The organism is Sphingobacterium phlebotomi (assembly GCF_008180195.1).
GTDB classification, from domain to species: Bacteria; Bacteroidota; Bacteroidia; order Sphingobacteriales; family Sphingobacteriaceae; genus Sphingobacterium; species Sphingobacterium phlebotomi.
On record NZ_VTAV01000001.1, the window covers coordinates 945,633 to 960,953 of the forward strand.

A 15,321-nucleotide genomic window follows, 5' to 3' on the forward strand; every position below is an offset into this window, starting at 1 on the left:
ATGCGTTTTAATATGAAGAAAAAATTTATGTATATGGTAGGAATGGTCGTATTGTTGTCCACTACTATTTGTCAGGCACAAGACGCCACTACTGGCGACAATGTTCCGCCGTATGAATTGAATAACCTTCCGAAAGTTGATATTAACAAATTTCAGAAAAATTCGGATGGTGCCTATGTACTGTTTAACGGCACATCGTTGGAAGGTTGGCGAGGGTACAACAAAGAGAAAGTTCCCGGAAAATGGATGATCGAAAACGGTACGTTGAAATTCTCCAGTAAAGGATCTGGATTGACTAAAGAAGATGGTGGAGACATTATCTTTGCGCACGATTTTCAAAATTTTGAACTGGAATTTGAATGGAAGATTTCCCATGCAGGTAATTCAGGCGTATTTTTCTTAGCAAAAGAAGTAAAAGGACAAGCTATATATATATCGAGTCCGGAGTACCAATTGTTGGATAATGAGAATCACCCTGATGCTAAACAAGGGGTCGATGGCAATCGAAAATCGGGATCCCTTTATGATATGATTCCGGCAAAACCACAAAATGGTAAACCAGCGGGAGAATGGAATAAAGCGAAGATCGTTGTAAACAATGGAAAAGTAACACACTATCAAAATGGTAAGAAAGTCGTGGAATACACCATACGGACGCCAGAGTGGACAGCATTACTACAAAACAGCAAGTTTAGCAAAGAAAAATGGCCATTGGCATTTGAATTATTGAAGAATGTCGGTGGAGAATCCAACTCGGGTGTTATCGGGTTTCAGGATCATGGCGATGATGTGTGGTTGAAGAATATTACCGTAAAGGTGTTGTAATATAATAGTTGCAGAGACGCATGCAAATGCGTCTCTACAATTTTAAAAAACCTGTTGCAATTCTCCCAAATCACGAATCATGTGACGGACATCCCTTGGCTGTTCGAGACCAATTGTGTTAAAAAAGATAGCTTCGAGCCCGGCGTTTTGTGCACCTCGAACATCAGCATCAAGGTTATCTCCAATCATGACAGATGTCTTTCTCTCCGCTTCTCCATTCTGCAAGGCATGTTCGAAGATTCTCGGATCTGGTTTATTAACACCGAATAATTCTGAAATAACGACTGTTTTAAAATAGGGTTTTAATTTGCTGTGCTCTAGTTTCTTTTCGCAAGCTTCTTTGAAACCATTCGATATTAGATGTAATTTATATTTGCTCTGCAGATATTCTAATGTTTCGATGGCATTTGGGAAGAGATTAGTCTTGGTCGGACAGATGTTCAGATATTCTTCCTCAAACGCTCCGGGAAACAACTTCGGGTTAACGCCTAGTTGGGTAAAGGTATCGGCAAACCGTAGCCTCCGCAAGGTGGGTTTATCAATTTTTCCATGGTGGTAAAGTGCCCAAAGACGATGATTATTTACGGTGTATGTTTCTATAAAGAGGTCAGAGTCAGCCTTTCCAGTCAATTTATCAAAATGATATTTGTAGTAAAGTTCGTGTAGCGTTTCTTGTGCATTCTTGTCAAAATCCCAAATAGTGTGGTCTAAATCGAAGAAAATATCTTTTTTGTCGAAAAACATAGTACAAAGATAGCACCTTTCTTAACCTATTGTCATAATGCGCCGACTATTTCCTTTGAGGTTAACAAATGGTTATTTTTGCATGACATTAATTTATTGTATGAAGAGAGCTCTCGTACTGTTTTATTTTTTGGTGTTTTATGCCATTACCCAATTGCTTTGGTGGGGATATCTTCTGGTCAATTACGAACCGGAACGCAAAGGAATGATTATTGGTGAGGGAATTTTTTTCTTATTGATTTTTATATGGGGGGCGATGCGGCTGAAAAAACTGTTCAGTGGTGAACATAAACAACAACAGCAGCAACAGAATTTTTTATTGGCCGTGACCCATGAATTGAAATCACCTTTGGCTTCTGTAAAGCTGTATATACAGACTATTCTAAAACGTGATTTAGACAGAGAGCAGCAAAAAGTTTTCCTTTCCAATTCCTTGAAGGATATCGAACGATTGGACGATCTCGTCGAAAATGTGTTGTTGACGACCAAATTGGAGAACCGAAGTTTTAATTTTCCGAAAGAAAATTTTAATTTGACGGAATTGGTGGATAATGTGGTGGATAGGTTGCAGAAAAATGCCTGCAGCTCTCAGGTTATAAGACCGGAACTGGATGAAGAAATTGTTATCCATGCGGATAAATTTGCCATCACCAATGTGGTAAACAACCTCATAGAAAACGCAATAAAATATTCGCCTCCTTGTGCGACGGTGGAAGTGCAATTAAAAGAAAGAGAAGACAAGAAGATTGTTTTTTCTGTAGCAGACCACGGACAAGGTATACCGGAAGAAGAGAAAAAGAATATATTCAATAAGTTTTACCGAATAGGCAATGAGTCTACGCGTAAAACTAAAGGCACGGGTTTAGGGTTGTATATAGTGAAGACAGTATTGCAAAAACACAACGCCTCTATTAAGGTAAAAGATAACGCTCCATCTGGGAGTATTTTTGAAGTAACATTTGAAAATTATGCAAACTAAGCAACGTATACTATTGGTAGAAGACGAGGAGCACTTGTTGGAAGCCATCAAATTAAATTTGGAATTAGAGGGCTATCGCGTAACGACAGCTACAGATGGAAAGAAAGCTTTGAAAATATTTAAGGAAGAGCGCTTCAATCTAATTGTTTTGGATGTGATGATTCCCGAAATCGATGGCTTTCAGGTTGCCGAAACCATCCGTTTACAGAACACGGAGGTACCTATTATGTTCTTAACGGCTAAGAACAGTAGCGAAGATCGCATCACTGGCTTAAAAAAAGGCGCGGATGATTATTTAGTGAAACCTTTCAATCTGGAAGAGCTTATTCTTCGTGTGGGCAATCTAATCCGCAGAGGACTTAAATCAGACGATCTAAAAGAATTTAACTCGTATACTATCGGTGATAAAACGATTTATTTCAACTCATACGAACTTCATCATGCAGACGGAACAGTAACTTCGTTGACGAAAAAAGAAACGATGCTGTTGAAACTGTTGATTGAACGGAAAAATGACGCCGTTTCTCGGGAACAGATATTAGAAACGGTGTGGAATTATGACGTCTATCCATCGACGCGTACGATAGATAATTTTATTTTGACGTTCCGTAAATATTTTGAACCCGACCAAAAACATCCCGTGTATTTTCATTCAATCCGTGGGGTCGGATATAAGTTTACGGATACACCAACATAGCATATAAATGAACACACGATCAAGGATGATTGTCATTGGTATCGCGGTGACATTTCTTCTTTATGCAATTTTCGAGAAGCACTATAATTTCATTGTTTATATTTTAGGGCTGATCGGTTACTTTATATGGAGCCATTACCGGGAAGGTACTGTTTTCTTAGCCACGCAAGCATTTCACAAGCAAGACTATGAGAAAACAAAAGCGTTGTTAGCGGAAATTAAGGATCCTGACAAGCTACGGAAGAAACGCCGGAATTATTATGAATTTATGATGGGAAATATCGCTCTCAAAGAAGAGCGGATTGACGAGGCCGAATATCACTTTCAATTAGCATCCCGCTTACCTTGGAAGCGCGATGCAGAAAAAGGCTTTGTGTTTATTAATCTAGCAAATATCAACTTGCGCAAACGCAATTACGACCGCGTTCCCGTCTATATCGAGCTCGCATCTAAGCTGAAACTTACGGAACGCCAGAAAGCGATTATAGAAAAAATAGAAAAAGAACTAAATAAACAAACCTAGTGAACAAAACTTTACAGAACGATTTATTGATTAGAGCTGCATTATCGCAGTCGACGGAGAGACCTCCTGTTTGGATGATGCGTCAAGCTGGACGTTTTATGCCCGAGTATTGGGAAATAAAGAATAAATACAGCTTTTTGGAAATGTGCAAAACACCGGAAATTGCGGCGGATGTGACCATGTTGCCCGTTGATCTGTTGGATATAGACGCGGCAATCCTATTTTCCGATATTCTCGTAACAGCAGAGGCAATGGGAGGAGAATTGTCGTTCGAACAAGGTGTAGGACCTCGATTCAGTAATCCCGTGCGTACACAAACTGATGTGGATAGACTGGAAGTAGATTGTGTAGGTAAGTTACAGTATGTCGCGGATGCTATCCGTGTGGTACAGGAGCGTTTGGCGGGACGAATCCCCTTGATCGGTTTTGCGGGTGCACCGTTCACGATATTGAGTTACCTCGTGGAAGGAGGATCGTCTAAAGATTTTAAACGAACCAAGTTGTTACTCAATAACGAACCGGCTTTAGCGCACCAGCTTTTGCAAAAAATTGCCGATGTAACGATAAATTATCTGAATATGCAAATCGAAGCGGGTGTGAATGCAGTACAATTATTTGATAGTTGGGCTTTAGCGTTATCCTGGAACGATTATCGTGATTTCTCACATTATTATAACAAATATATTCTCGCCAATATTAAACGCTCTGTTCCCGTGATTTCTTTCTGCAAAGGTTCTTCGGTATTTGCACCGATGATGGCGGAGGCAAACCCGGACGTGATATCCATCGATTGGAATGCTGACTTAAAGAACGTGAAGCAAATGCTTCCGGAGGGAATTGCAGTACAGGGGAATTTAGATCCTTTTGTATTGTATGCGGATAAGCATGTCATTAAGGATAAAATTCTGCAATTGTTTGAGCGTATGCGTGGTGAGAAAGGATTTATCTTTAATTTGGGACATGGTATTATGCCGGACATTCCTTTTGATAACGTGAAGTATGCTATCGACGTAGTGAAGGAGTTCCGTTATTAAAAACGAACAACGAACAAACACATGATATACCTCTACGCAAAAGCGCTGCATATTATCTTTATGGTCTGCTGGATGGCGGGGTTGTTCTACATGCCTCGTTTGTTCATCTATCATACAGAAGCAAAGCAGAAATCGGATATAGAATATCAGGTGTTGCATGAACAATTCGCGATTATGGAACGGAGGCTCTGGTGGATGATTACTACACCGGCGATGTGTATCACAGTTGCTTCTGCATTGACGATGCTTTATCTATCACCTGGTTTGGTAAGTCAGGGATGGATGCATGTGAAACTCACGTTTGTTGCAGCTTTGCTGGTTTATCATTTTAAGAGCCAGCATATTATGAAGCAATTGGCAATAGGTAAATCGACATGGACTTCCTCCCAATTGCGCCTATGGAACGAAGTATCCACCATTATTCTTTTCGCCATTGTTTTTTTAGTTATCTTTAGGTCAACCATCGATTGGATTTATGGTGTGTTAGGTCTGTTAGGTCTTGCTGTGTTGTTAATGATTTTAATTAAGCTGTATAGACGGTATCGAAAATCGAATAAATGAAGAATATATTTTTATTACTAATCCTATCTGTAGTTATTCTGCAAGGAAAAGCACAAGATCACGCATGGGCATTTGGTTTCTATGGTGATGTGCAATTGGAGTCTCCGGGTTATCAAGGAGCTTTTGGTATTCAAGGGAAGTATGATTTTGCGACACACTCAGCAGTACAAGCACAGGTATATGGTCGAAATGGATATGTGGCAGTCGGCGGAGACTACATACTGTCTTTATTAGATAGGACGAAAAGTAATTTTAACGTTTTTCTTGGAGGCGGAATAAGCCAGGATTTTTATCGTTATCAAGAACTTTCTGAAGAGCAGGCTTGGCCGGAAAAGCGTGAGAATTTTACGATGGTCAACGGACAGGTTGGTGCTAGTTATTATTTTCCGACTGTGAATTTATCGTTGTATACCGGATATAAATTGAAATACAATTTTGAGTGGGAAGAAATTGATCCTAATTATCTCATGTTGGGTGTGCGTTACCATTTATGGTAAAACGTCTAGTACCATTTCGGACTAGACGTTTTTTTGTAAAAGGGAGAGGAAAGATTTCTTATTTAACTATTCTTAATTCTTTCGACTGAACATGTGTTTTACCAAACATATCCGTAGCCCGAACTTGTACCGTGTGATTTCCTGCAGGCAATTTTTGTAATTTGGCTTGCCAAAGGTGAGCGGATGGGACCGCATTGGAAGGACGGCGACCTTCAACCAATTTGTCAGCGTTATCAAACTTTAACACTTCATAGAGATAACTGGGATCTTCTGTCGTCACCTGTTCCATTTTTTGCCATTTTTTTCCGTCAAGGCTGTATTCTACTATATCGTCTGCCTTACCCATAAAAAAATTGGTATATAGCGTATACCGTCTCAACTCTTTCTGTTTCAGCTCTGCAGGATAAATAATTTTCAATTGGTAATCTTCCGGCTGACCGGCTACTTTGTAGTCAAATGTATAGGTGTTGCCACTTATATTCAAGATGGCGTAGCCTTTGGGTGTCCCGTCGCGCATCGTTGATGTAGGCACACCTTGTTCATTTTTCAATCCGGAGTACCAATCGCCGGAAGTAGTACCCACATTATATTCATGATGCGGTTTATCTTGTTTCCAACCGTCCGTTTTTGAATAAAAATTTTGTTGCTGGAAATGTGTGTGTGCAGAGAGAGAAAGCGTGTTGGGATAATCAGCCAATAAATCAAACAGACGTTGCCTGTCTTCGTCTCTGAAAACATCGGAGTTTTTGTGTAACAACGGAATATGAAATGCCAGAACAATAAGCTTGTCTTTCGGAACAAATTTCAAATCGTTCTCTACAAAATCCAATTGATCTTTCCGAAATCCGCCTAAATACCCCTTTCCTGTACGGGGGTTGGGATAGATGATATTGTCTAAGATGATAAAGTGTGCGTCGCCGTAGTTAAAAGAGAAGTTGTTTGGTCCAAAGTTCTTTTCATATGTTTCATCGGAGAAGATATCTTCCTTGACATCGTAGTTCATATCGTGGTTGCCCATAACATTGAACCAAGGTAATCCTATTTTTCCTATAGCATTTTTGTAAGCATCGTGTAAGCTTAGGTTGTCACCTACTAAATCTCCTAAACTAAGGCCAAAGGCATATTTTTCCTTATTGGTAATTTCTTGCACAATCCCTTTATGAAAATAATCTATTTCATCGGTAGTATAAGCTTGTGGATCACCAAATACCAAGGCACGGAAGTCCTTTTGCTCGTTGGTATCCTTTAGCAAACCAAAATTTAAAGATTTAGGAAGTTTACCTGTGGGGGTGCTGCCTTGATATTTTAATTCGGGGGACCCTTGAGGTTTGTGAATATAATAGAATTGCGGTATGTTATTTTCATCCAATGGGAACTGGTATCCATTTGGTTTTATAACAAAGAAAATACTGTTATCCCGAACGGGGAGCTCGTATTCTCCTGACCCGTTGGTAAAGACAACGTCAATGCCATTACTGACAGCCACTTGAGCCAGTCCTTTTTCTTTTGATTCCTTTTTACCATTAAGATTGGCATCTTCGTAAATTATTCCTTTTACTATCTCTTGCCCGTAAGCCATGTTTAAAAAAAGTAGCCCGGTAACTAACGTAAGTTTTAAAATCATGTTTTTGATTATTATCTTTTTCTTTTTACAAAAGTCACACCCTAAGATTAACATATCATACGGATAATTTTAAGAATATATTAATTAAAATGATATAGAGATCTTCCCTGTTAACTTGAAGTAAGACGGCGTTTATGTCGAGCCTGTAAAGTTATAAAACGCATAGAAGCAAAATAAAAGGTGAATTTTTTTAATTCACCTTTTATTTTTAGAAATTTCCTTTAGTTGCACGGCATTGATGATAGCAGCTGTCGATGCCGTATTATTGAAATAGATATAAATTTCCTTAAATCCAACTGTATCTACTTCATGATAGAGGGTTTCAACCTCGTCTTTGGTATATTCCGAATAAAATAATTCAGGGTTGCCGTGCATACGTACGTAGCCTATCGACGTAGTTTGTTGGATTGACGTAGGTAATTTAGGGTAATTTACGTTGCAGAAAGTAATGTTATTTTCATGAAGTATTTTGATTACGTCTTGCCGCCACCAGCTTTTATGCCTGAATTCAACAACATTTTTAAAGTCAGCGTTCATCGCGCGTAATACAGATTTCAATCTATCCTCATTATAGCTGAAGCTTGGTGGTAATTGCCAGAGAATGCATGCTAATTTGTTTTTAAGCCCCTCCTGGCTTACCCGATAAAACTCCTCTATTTCCTCATCGCACTGTTCTAGTCTCCTAATATGGGTGATTATTCTGGGAACCTTAAGGCTAAATTTAAAATCGACAGGAACTTTATCATGCCATGCCAATAAATTTTGTACTGTCGGGAACTTATAAAATGAGCCATTAAACTCATAGGTATTAAAGTGTTTGGAATAGTAATTAAACCACTCTTTTTTTGGTAAGTCATCCGGATAAAACAAGGTTTTCCAAGATTGTGTGGCGTAACTTGAACATCCTATATATAGTTTGTTTTTTTTCACGACAGTTTTTATTCTATAACACGGATCACCTTCATGAACCGCTTTTTATAGCTCCCTTGCAACAGTGTTTCTGTAACCGCATAAGCTCTACCAGAACTGGCATGGATAAAACGTAATCCTTCTCCGTTATTGTTTGACATTACAATACCAACATGCCCGATTATCCTTTTTGTCGGGTTGGTACCTGTAAACAAAATAATATCGCCTGCTTTGGCGTCTGATAATGAAATGTTCTTCCCAGCCTCACCAATGGCGGAAGAGCTTCGTGGCAACGTTACGCCATACTGTTTGAAAACATAATGGACAAAGCCGGAACAGTCAAACCCATGAGATGGGCTTGCTGCACCATATTTATATTTGACTCCTAATAGTTTCTTGGCAAAAGAAATAAGCTTTTGTTCAAACTGGTCATCAACCTTATCATCTATATCGGACTTCGTGGAAGAGCCAGCCTTCGAAATGGCTGTGATCAGAAAAAATACCATGAGGCAGGTTTTTCCCAAGTGGTATGCTGCATTCATATTTTCAAAGATACAGAAAATATAATAACCCTCATATGTTGCATTTCCCCTCCAAAAAACTTTTAAGCCACAAGCAGTCACTTATAATCATTAAAGCCTCCGTTATCCCCTTGAAGCTTTCCTATGCCGTAAAACTGGTCTATATAGAATTAATAATTTGTAAATATTGATTTAATTCCGGTTGATTATATTTGTCCGGCTAAAAATAAGCTGACATGAAAGCTGCAATCTACACACGTTATGGCGGCCCGGAAGTGGTGAGCCTTGCGGAGATCCCAGTACCTGTTCCAAAGGGCCATGAGGTGCTGGTCCGAGTTCATGTCAGTACGGTAAACCGAACGGATTGTGGATTCAGAAGTGCCCAGTACTTTATTTCCCGGTTGTTCAGCGGACTGTTTAACCCTAGGAACAAGATCCTAGGCTGTGAATTTTCAGGTGTGATCGAGGCGGTTGGAAGCGATGTCACGAACTTTAAGGTTGGCAGTAGGATTTTCGGTTATGATGATGACTGTCGTGGAGGCTTATCGTTATGTCGAAACGGAGCAGAAAACAGGGAATGTGATTCTAAACGTTTTGGAGTGTACAAGTACTGCGAAAAGTGTAACGCGGAAAAGGAAGAAACCGGGAAGAATCTGATGAGGCTCCCCAAGGAGTGTCGAACCTCGAGAATAAATAAGCTGTTTTGTATAGGGCTTATTTTCAGTAAATTATAAGGAATGAAAAAAGAGGCATACCAGAATTAGGACTGGATCTTGCCTCTTTCGCAACTTAAGTAGCGGGGAGCAGGATCGAACTGCCGACCTCAGGGTTATGAATCCTGCGCTCTAACCATCTGAGCTACCCCGCCTTTTTTGTGATGCAAATATAGCAATAAGTAGTCATTTCCAAAGGTAAAAAATAATTTTCATGGCTTTTTTTTCTTTCCATTTCACAACTTTCTCATTTTTAATTCAATAAAAATAAGGCGTGATTAGTAATGAGAAATGTGCTGATGCGTAGTTTTGCGGACAACGGAAAATTAATTATGTCTTTCTGTTTTGAATCACAAAATAAAATTGTATACTTACGGACAGACAAAATAGCTTGGTTTTATAATTAACCAAAACAAACTATATGGAAAAGAAAGTAGAAATTCACTTAGAGTATATTATAAATTCATCCCCAAGGATCTTGTTCCCATTTGTTCACGAGCCGAATGCATTGGCACAATGGTTTGCCGATGATGTCAATTATAAAGAAGGTATCTATGAATTTATATGGGACGATGAAGTAAATCACGCTAAGTTGGTGTCTGTAAAGGAGAACAAAAGTGTACGATTCAAGTGGCTCGAGGACGAACCCTATTATTTTGAAATAGAGATTATCCAAGATGAGCTTACCAACGATGTGGCACTTGCCATAACTGATTTTGTAAAGCCTGATAATTTGGAAGATAGAAAGCAAATATGGAACAATTCTGTCGGCTATCTGCAAAGTGTTATAGGCGCATAGGCGAAGCTTACTTACCAAAAAAAGTAGTATCTTTGTATCCGTATAGCGATGCGCGATAAGAGGTGATATGAAGAAGATACACTTATTAATTTTACAAGCTTTTATTAGGCCGTTCATGGTATGTTTTTGTATCGTGATGTTCGTACTATTGATGCTTTTTTTATTTAAGTATATCGATGATCTCATCGGCAAAGGTTTCGAGTGGTATGTACTGATGGAACTTATCGGTTATCAGTGCGCCGTTCAGCTGTCTATGGCATTGCCTCTTTCGATGCTACTTTCCTCTATTATGACCTTTGGTAACCTAGGAGAAAGCTATGAATTAGTCGCTATCAAAGCGGCCGGATATTCGCTGCGAAAAGCCATGACCCCACTTATTGTTCTCGTCACGTTATTTGCGGGAGGTTCTTTTCTATTTTCCGACTATATACTACCCGTCGTCAATTTGAAGATGGGTTCGTTATTGTGGGATGTGCGTAATAAAAAAGCTGATTTTCTGATTAAACCTGGGATCTTTAATAAATCTATTCCTGGTTATTCTATTCGTGCTAAAAATAAGAGTGAAGACGGAACGATATTGTATGATTTGATGATTTATGACCATCGAACAGGCAATACGGCGAATAATGTGTTGTTGGCAAAAGAAGGTTTTATGCAGAATTCTGCAGATAACAACTATATGATATTGCGTCTGAAAGATGGTGTTCGATATGAAGAATCTCGAACGAAGAATGCCAAACGGTACGATCCCCGGCAGCAATTCACGCGTTTCCGTTTTGCGGAAACAGAACAAAAGTTTGATATGGAAGCCTTTCAGATGAAAAGGACAGATGAAAGTTTGTTTAAATCGCATCATCAAATGCTGAACTTGAAACAGCTTAGACACTACACCGATTCCAATCGCCTGCAGTTGGATAGCATCTCTCGCCAGATATTATCGGAGACTCGAAGCTATGTTTCTTATTATTCCCCTTATTATCGAACAGATACGGTGCAACAAGTCGCTGTGGGGGAATTTCATAATTTTTTGACGGATTATGTGCCGGAAGACCAGCGTCGGGGTATACTCAGCAATGCTTTAGGTCAGGCACAGCAAATGAGCAGTGTCTTAGAGATGAAAGATATAGAATTTAGAGCTTTTGCCGAGAGAGACATTCGTTACCACATTGAATTTCATAGAAAGTTCACTCTGGCGGTGTCCTGTCTATTGCTTTTCGCAATAGGGGCACCACTGGGCGCGATCATCCGTAAAGGAGGATTGGGATTGCCCGTCGTGGTAGCTATCATTTTCTTTCTGATATATCATATTATATCCACTATGGCCGAAAAAGCTGCAAAAGACGGCAGTATGGACCCCCTAATAGGGATGTGGATGGCGATTATTGTACTTACACCGTTGGCGGTATTTTTGACATATAAATCAACAACAGATTCGGCTTTATTTGATGCAGATCAATATAAGCAGAAAGCGGAGCAGGCCTGGAAATGGGTCACTGCTAAATTTAATAGAAAGAGCGCATAACCATAGAGATTTTGACAAGTTTGTTATACAAAACAGCATAAAGAAATCTATTTTTGCATAGATTAAGCGTATACGAAGATGGATATAAAATTAAATACAATAGAGGAAGCAATAGCAGATATTAAGGCCGGCAAAGTCGTCATTGTCGTGGATGATGAAGATCGGGAAAACGAGGGCGATTTTGTTACAGCTGCCCGAAATGCCACACCGGAAATAATAAACTTCATGGCAACGCATGGTAGAGGGCTCGTGTGTGTGCCACTGACGGAAGAACGTTGCGAAGAATTAAATCTTGGTTTGATGGTGGGGCAGAATACCGCAGTGTACGAAACGAACTTTACTGTTTCGGTGGATTTAATGGGATATGGATGTACTACCGGTATTTCGGCTTCTGATAGATCAAAAACCATTCAAGCGCTGATCAACCCCGATATTAAACCCGAAGAATTGGGGCGTCCCGGGCATATCTTTCCTTTAATTGCAAAAGATGGAGGGGTATTGCGCCGTACAGGTCATACAGAAGCATCTGTCGACTTGGCACGTTTAGCTGGATTTGAACCGGCAGGCGTGTTGGTGGAGATTTTAAAAGACGATGGAGAGATGGCACGTCTTCCGGATTTGATCCCTGTAGCGGAGCGGTTTGATCTCAAAATTGTTAGTATTGAGGATTTGATAGAGTACCGATTGAAACATGACTCTCTTATCCAGGAAGAAGAGACTGTTCAAATGCCGACACAATGGGGCGATTTTAAACTGAAAGCATTTACACAAAAAAATACAGGCGAACAGCATCTCGCTTTGTTCAAAGGAGAGTGGGAGGAAAACGAACCTATCTTGGTACGTGTACACAGTTCTTGCATGACAGGGGATATTTTTGGGTCATGTAGATGTGATTGCGGGCCACAACTTCATAAAGCCATGGAGATGATTCAGGAAGAGGGCAAAGGCGTTGTTGTTTATATGAATCAAGAAGGCCGAGGAATAGGTTTGATAAATAAGCTTCATGCTTATCGTTTGCAAGAGGAGGGAGCGGATACGGTAGATGCTAATCTACAGCTGGGTTTCAAACCTGATTTACGTGATTACGGTGTAGGGGCACAGATTTTACGACATATGGGAATCTCCAAAATGCGCTTAATGTCAAACAACCCTACTAAACGTGCGGGGCTTGTAGGTTACGGCTTGGAAATAGTGGAAAATGTACCAATAGAAATAGAACCGAATCCTTATAATGAAAATTATCTCAAAACAAAAAGGGACCGGATGGGGCATTCTATCATGAAGAATCTGTAAGGAAAAGCGACTAATCATTAATAGTCAGCTCTCCTCGTATATTCTTTTCGACCCAGTAGGCAACGGCTTCCTGGTCGACTAACTGCCCTTGTAAGTACATCAACTTCGTAACGGCAGCTTCAAAAGTCATATCATATCCATTGAGCACACCGAGCGCCTTCAGCCCTTGGGACGTCTCGTATCGTCCCAGCTCTACAGAGCCCACCTTGCATTGGGAAATATCGACAATGTTTTTCCCTTTTTTTACGGTATCTTCCAACATATCAAGAAACCATTTGTCTGTCATGGTATTCCCCGAACCAAAGGTTTCCATTACAATACTCCGTACATTCGAGTCTAAAATAGATTGAACAAAGGCAGGACTGATACCGGGAAACAATTTGAGTACACCTACACGGTTGTCCAACTCGGTATGCATAATAAACGCTTTATCCGTATTATCTAGCAAAGCTTCGTGATTGTAGTTGATGTGTATGCCTGCCTCCGCTAGAACAGGATAGTTGGGCGAGCGGAACGCTTCAAACTTTGCAGAGTTATATTTGAATGAACGGTTTCCTCGAAACAATTTGTTATCAAATAAAATACAAACTTCTTGCACGATGGATTTGCCATTTTCCTTTGCAGAAGCAATTTCCAACGCTGTCATCATATTTTCTCTCGCGTCCGTTCTGATTTCCCCAATGGGAAGCTGAGAGCCAGATAGAATAACAGGTTTTTGAAGTCCTTCCAACATAAAACTTAAGATGGAAGCGGAAAATGACATGGTATCGGAGCCGTGCAAGATAACGAATCCATCATAGTGATCGTGGTTATTTCGGATAATTTCCGCCATTTCTACCCAAATAGTAGGGTTCATATTGGATGAATCAATAATAGGCGTGAACGAATGTACCGTTAATTTATAATCCAACCTGTCCAAGTCGGGAAGGTTCCGGGCAATTAATTCAAAATCAAACGGAACAAAGGTGCCGCTTTCGGCATCTTTTACCATCCCAATGGTGCCACCTGTATAAATGATAAATATATTTTGCATGGTCAATCTTTAAATACCGAATATTTTTTTCGAGTTACTGGTCGTGATTCGAGCTACTTCCGCGATGTCGATTTGATGTATATCAGCTACTTTTTGAGCAACATAGTAAAGATAACTACTTTCATTTTCTTTCCCTCGATAAGGGACGGGAGCCAAGTACGGAGCATCTGTTTCCAATACGATATGTTGCAGGTCTATCTCCTTGACCACGGCGTCTAGACCCGCATTTTTAAAGGTTACAACACCGCCTATGCCTAAAGAAAATCCCAAATCAATAGCGTGCTTCGCTTGTTCGAGTGTCCCGGTGAAACAGTGAAAAATACCGAATAACCTATCGTCTTTCAGTTCCTCCAATAATTCGAAAAGCTCATTAAAAGCGTCCCGGCAATGAATATCGATAGGTAATCCCATAGCCTTTGCCCAACCTACTTGAATGCGAAAAGCATCACGTTGAAAATCTAATGTAGTCTTGTCCCAATACAAATCCAATCCGATTTCCCCAATGGCATATGTACGGTGTTCAGACAGTAGGCGCTCTAATTTTTGTAGCTCCTCTTTGTAGGTCTCTTTAACAGAACAGGGGTGCAATCCCAACATAGGAAAACAATTTGCAGGATAAGTGTGTACAGCCTCCATCACCAAAGGAACAGATTCGGAATCCACATTCGGTAAAAATAAACGTTGAATATTATTATCAAAACAGCGTTTTACTTGCTCGTCCAATTTGGACGTTCCCGCATGGTAATAAATGTGCGTATGGGTATCGGTAAGTATAGAAGGGTCAATAGACGTTGTCATAGCGGGCTAAATTTAGGGTTTTCGTATCAAAAATACCGCATGAAGGCAAAAAAAGTGAAGCTTGTAAGGATAGGAGGCTTTTGTTAATGATTTGCTAATTTTTTCGCGTTCGGTATGAAAATTATCACGACTGTTTACAGGTGAATTTTTTACTTCTCCAAGTTCGGGGATGGTTTGGTTGTCGTTCAGGTATTGTTTGTGCTGTCTAGAAAGCGTACATTAGTTGTCGGAACATAATAAATGCAGTGT

17 protein-coding genes and 1 tRNA gene are annotated in these 15,321 nt (G+C 39.9%); 11 read left to right on the forward strand and 7 right to left on the reverse strand.

Going from position 1 to position 15,321, the window contains the following annotated elements:
* Positions 1-12: 12 nt before the first annotated feature.
* Entirely contained in the window at positions 13-825 is an 813-nt protein-coding gene (locus tag FXV77_RS03635) for a 3-keto-disaccharide hydrolase (protein ID WP_148917811.1), read from the forward strand.
* 42 nt (positions 826-867) lie between these two features.
* On the opposite strand, the gene FXV77_RS03640 is transcribed toward FXV77_RS03635, so the two are convergent.
* Positions 868-1,569, reverse strand: a complete 702-nt coding sequence (locus tag FXV77_RS03640) for a YjjG family noncanonical pyrimidine nucleotidase (protein WP_148917812.1) — start codon at positions 1,567-1,569, stop codon at positions 868-870.
* Between the two features lie 100 nt (positions 1,570-1,669).
* Between FXV77_RS03640 and FXV77_RS03645 the strand changes: the two genes are divergently transcribed.
* From FXV77_RS03645 to FXV77_RS03670, 6 genes are read left to right on the forward strand one after another with little or no spacing between them, the layout of a single operon-like run.
* Positions 1,670-2,548, forward strand: a complete 879-nt coding sequence (locus FXV77_RS03645) for a sensor histidine kinase (RefSeq protein WP_148917813.1) — start codon at positions 1,670-1,672, stop codon at positions 2,546-2,548.
* Positions 2,538-3,245 carry a response regulator transcription factor gene (locus FXV77_RS03650; protein ID WP_148917814.1) on the forward strand — a complete coding sequence of 236 codons (708 nt, stop codon included), beginning with the start codon at positions 2,538-2,540 and terminating at the stop codon, positions 3,243-3,245. The genes FXV77_RS03645 and FXV77_RS03650 overlap by 11 nt, the downstream gene beginning before the upstream one ends.
* Before the next feature lie 7 nt (positions 3,246-3,252).
* Positions 3,253-3,768 carry an FUSC family protein gene (locus FXV77_RS03655; protein ID WP_148917815.1) on the forward strand — a complete coding sequence of 172 codons (516 nt, stop codon included), beginning with the start codon at positions 3,253-3,255 and terminating at the stop codon, positions 3,766-3,768.
* On the forward strand, positions 3,768-4,802 hold the full coding sequence (hemE, locus tag FXV77_RS03660; RefSeq protein WP_148917816.1) for a uroporphyrinogen decarboxylase: 1,035 nt from the start codon (positions 3,768-3,770) through the stop codon (positions 4,800-4,802). The genes FXV77_RS03655 and hemE overlap by 1 nt, the downstream gene beginning before the upstream one ends.
* A 21-nt stretch (positions 4,803-4,823) precedes the next feature.
* Positions 4,824-5,363, forward strand: a complete 540-nt coding sequence (gene hemJ, locus FXV77_RS03665) for a protoporphyrinogen oxidase HemJ (RefSeq protein WP_148917817.1) — start codon at positions 4,824-4,826, stop codon at positions 5,361-5,363.
* The gene (locus tag FXV77_RS03670; RefSeq protein ID WP_148917818.1) at positions 5,360-5,860 is read left to right on the forward strand and encodes a hypothetical protein; all 501 of its coding nucleotides are present in this window, start codon (positions 5,360-5,362) and stop codon (positions 5,858-5,860) included. The genes hemJ and FXV77_RS03670 overlap by 4 nt, the downstream gene beginning before the upstream one ends.
* Before the next feature lie 58 nt (positions 5,861-5,918).
* Here the strand turns inward: FXV77_RS03670 and FXV77_RS03675 are convergent, their stop codons facing one another.
* From FXV77_RS03675 to FXV77_RS03685, 3 genes are all read right to left on the reverse strand, one after another.
* Positions 5,919-7,484 (reverse strand): calcineurin-like phosphoesterase C-terminal domain-containing protein, encoded by a 1,566-nt coding sequence (locus FXV77_RS03675; protein ID WP_148917819.1) that lies wholly within the window; start codon positions 7,482-7,484, stop codon positions 5,919-5,921.
* A 195-nt stretch (positions 7,485-7,679) separates the two neighbouring features.
* The gene (locus tag FXV77_RS03680; RefSeq protein WP_148917820.1) at positions 7,680-8,414 is read right to left on the reverse strand and encodes a DUF72 domain-containing protein; all 735 of its coding nucleotides are present in this window, start codon (positions 8,412-8,414) and stop codon (positions 7,680-7,682) included.
* Between the two features lie 8 nt (positions 8,415-8,422).
* Positions 8,423-8,935 (reverse strand): C40 family peptidase, encoded by a 513-nt coding sequence (locus tag FXV77_RS03685; protein WP_148917821.1) that lies wholly within the window; start codon positions 8,933-8,935, stop codon positions 8,423-8,425.
* Positions 8,936-9,150: 215 nt separating this feature from the next.
* Between FXV77_RS03685 and FXV77_RS22655 the strand changes: the two genes are divergently transcribed.
* Positions 9,151-9,648 carry an alcohol dehydrogenase catalytic domain-containing protein gene (locus FXV77_RS22655; RefSeq protein ID WP_148917822.1) on the forward strand — a complete coding sequence of 166 codons (498 nt, stop codon included), beginning with the start codon at positions 9,151-9,153 and terminating at the stop codon, positions 9,646-9,648.
* A gap of 60 nt (positions 9,649-9,708) precedes the next feature.
* On the opposite strand, the gene FXV77_RS03695 is transcribed toward FXV77_RS22655, so the two are convergent.
* Positions 9,709-9,782, reverse strand: a tRNA-Met gene (locus FXV77_RS03695).
* Between the two features lie 266 nt (positions 9,783-10,048).
* Between FXV77_RS03695 and FXV77_RS03700 the strand changes: the two genes are divergently transcribed.
* The 3 genes from FXV77_RS03700 to FXV77_RS03710 all read left to right on the forward strand — a co-directional run bounded on the left by FXV77_RS03700 (position 10,049) and on the right by FXV77_RS03710 (position 13,241).
* Positions 10,049-10,426, forward strand: coding sequence for an START-like domain-containing protein (locus tag FXV77_RS03700; RefSeq protein WP_148917823.1), 378 nt, complete (start codon positions 10,049-10,051; stop codon positions 10,424-10,426).
* 67 nt (positions 10,427-10,493) lie between these two features.
* Entirely contained in the window at positions 10,494-11,948 is a 1,455-nt protein-coding gene (locus FXV77_RS03705) for an LptF/LptG family permease (protein ID WP_148917824.1), read from the forward strand.
* A 78-nt stretch (positions 11,949-12,026) separates the two neighbouring features.
* Complete coding sequence (locus FXV77_RS03710) at positions 12,027-13,241, forward strand: bifunctional 3,4-dihydroxy-2-butanone-4-phosphate synthase/GTP cyclohydrolase II (protein WP_148917825.1); 1,215 nt, start codon at positions 12,027-12,029, stop codon at positions 13,239-13,241.
* A gap of 10 nt (positions 13,242-13,251) precedes the next feature.
* Here the strand turns inward: FXV77_RS03710 and FXV77_RS03715 are convergent, their stop codons facing one another.
* The gene (locus tag FXV77_RS03715) at positions 13,252-14,274 is read right to left on the reverse strand and encodes an asparaginase (RefSeq protein WP_148917826.1); all 1,023 of its coding nucleotides are present in this window, start codon (positions 14,272-14,274) and stop codon (positions 13,252-13,254) included.
* A gap of 9 nt (positions 14,275-14,283) precedes the next feature.
* The gene (locus tag FXV77_RS03720; protein WP_148917827.1) at positions 14,284-15,072 is read right to left on the reverse strand and encodes a TatD family hydrolase; all 789 of its coding nucleotides are present in this window, start codon (positions 15,070-15,072) and stop codon (positions 14,284-14,286) included.
* Between the last annotated feature and the right edge of the window lie 249 nt (positions 15,073-15,321).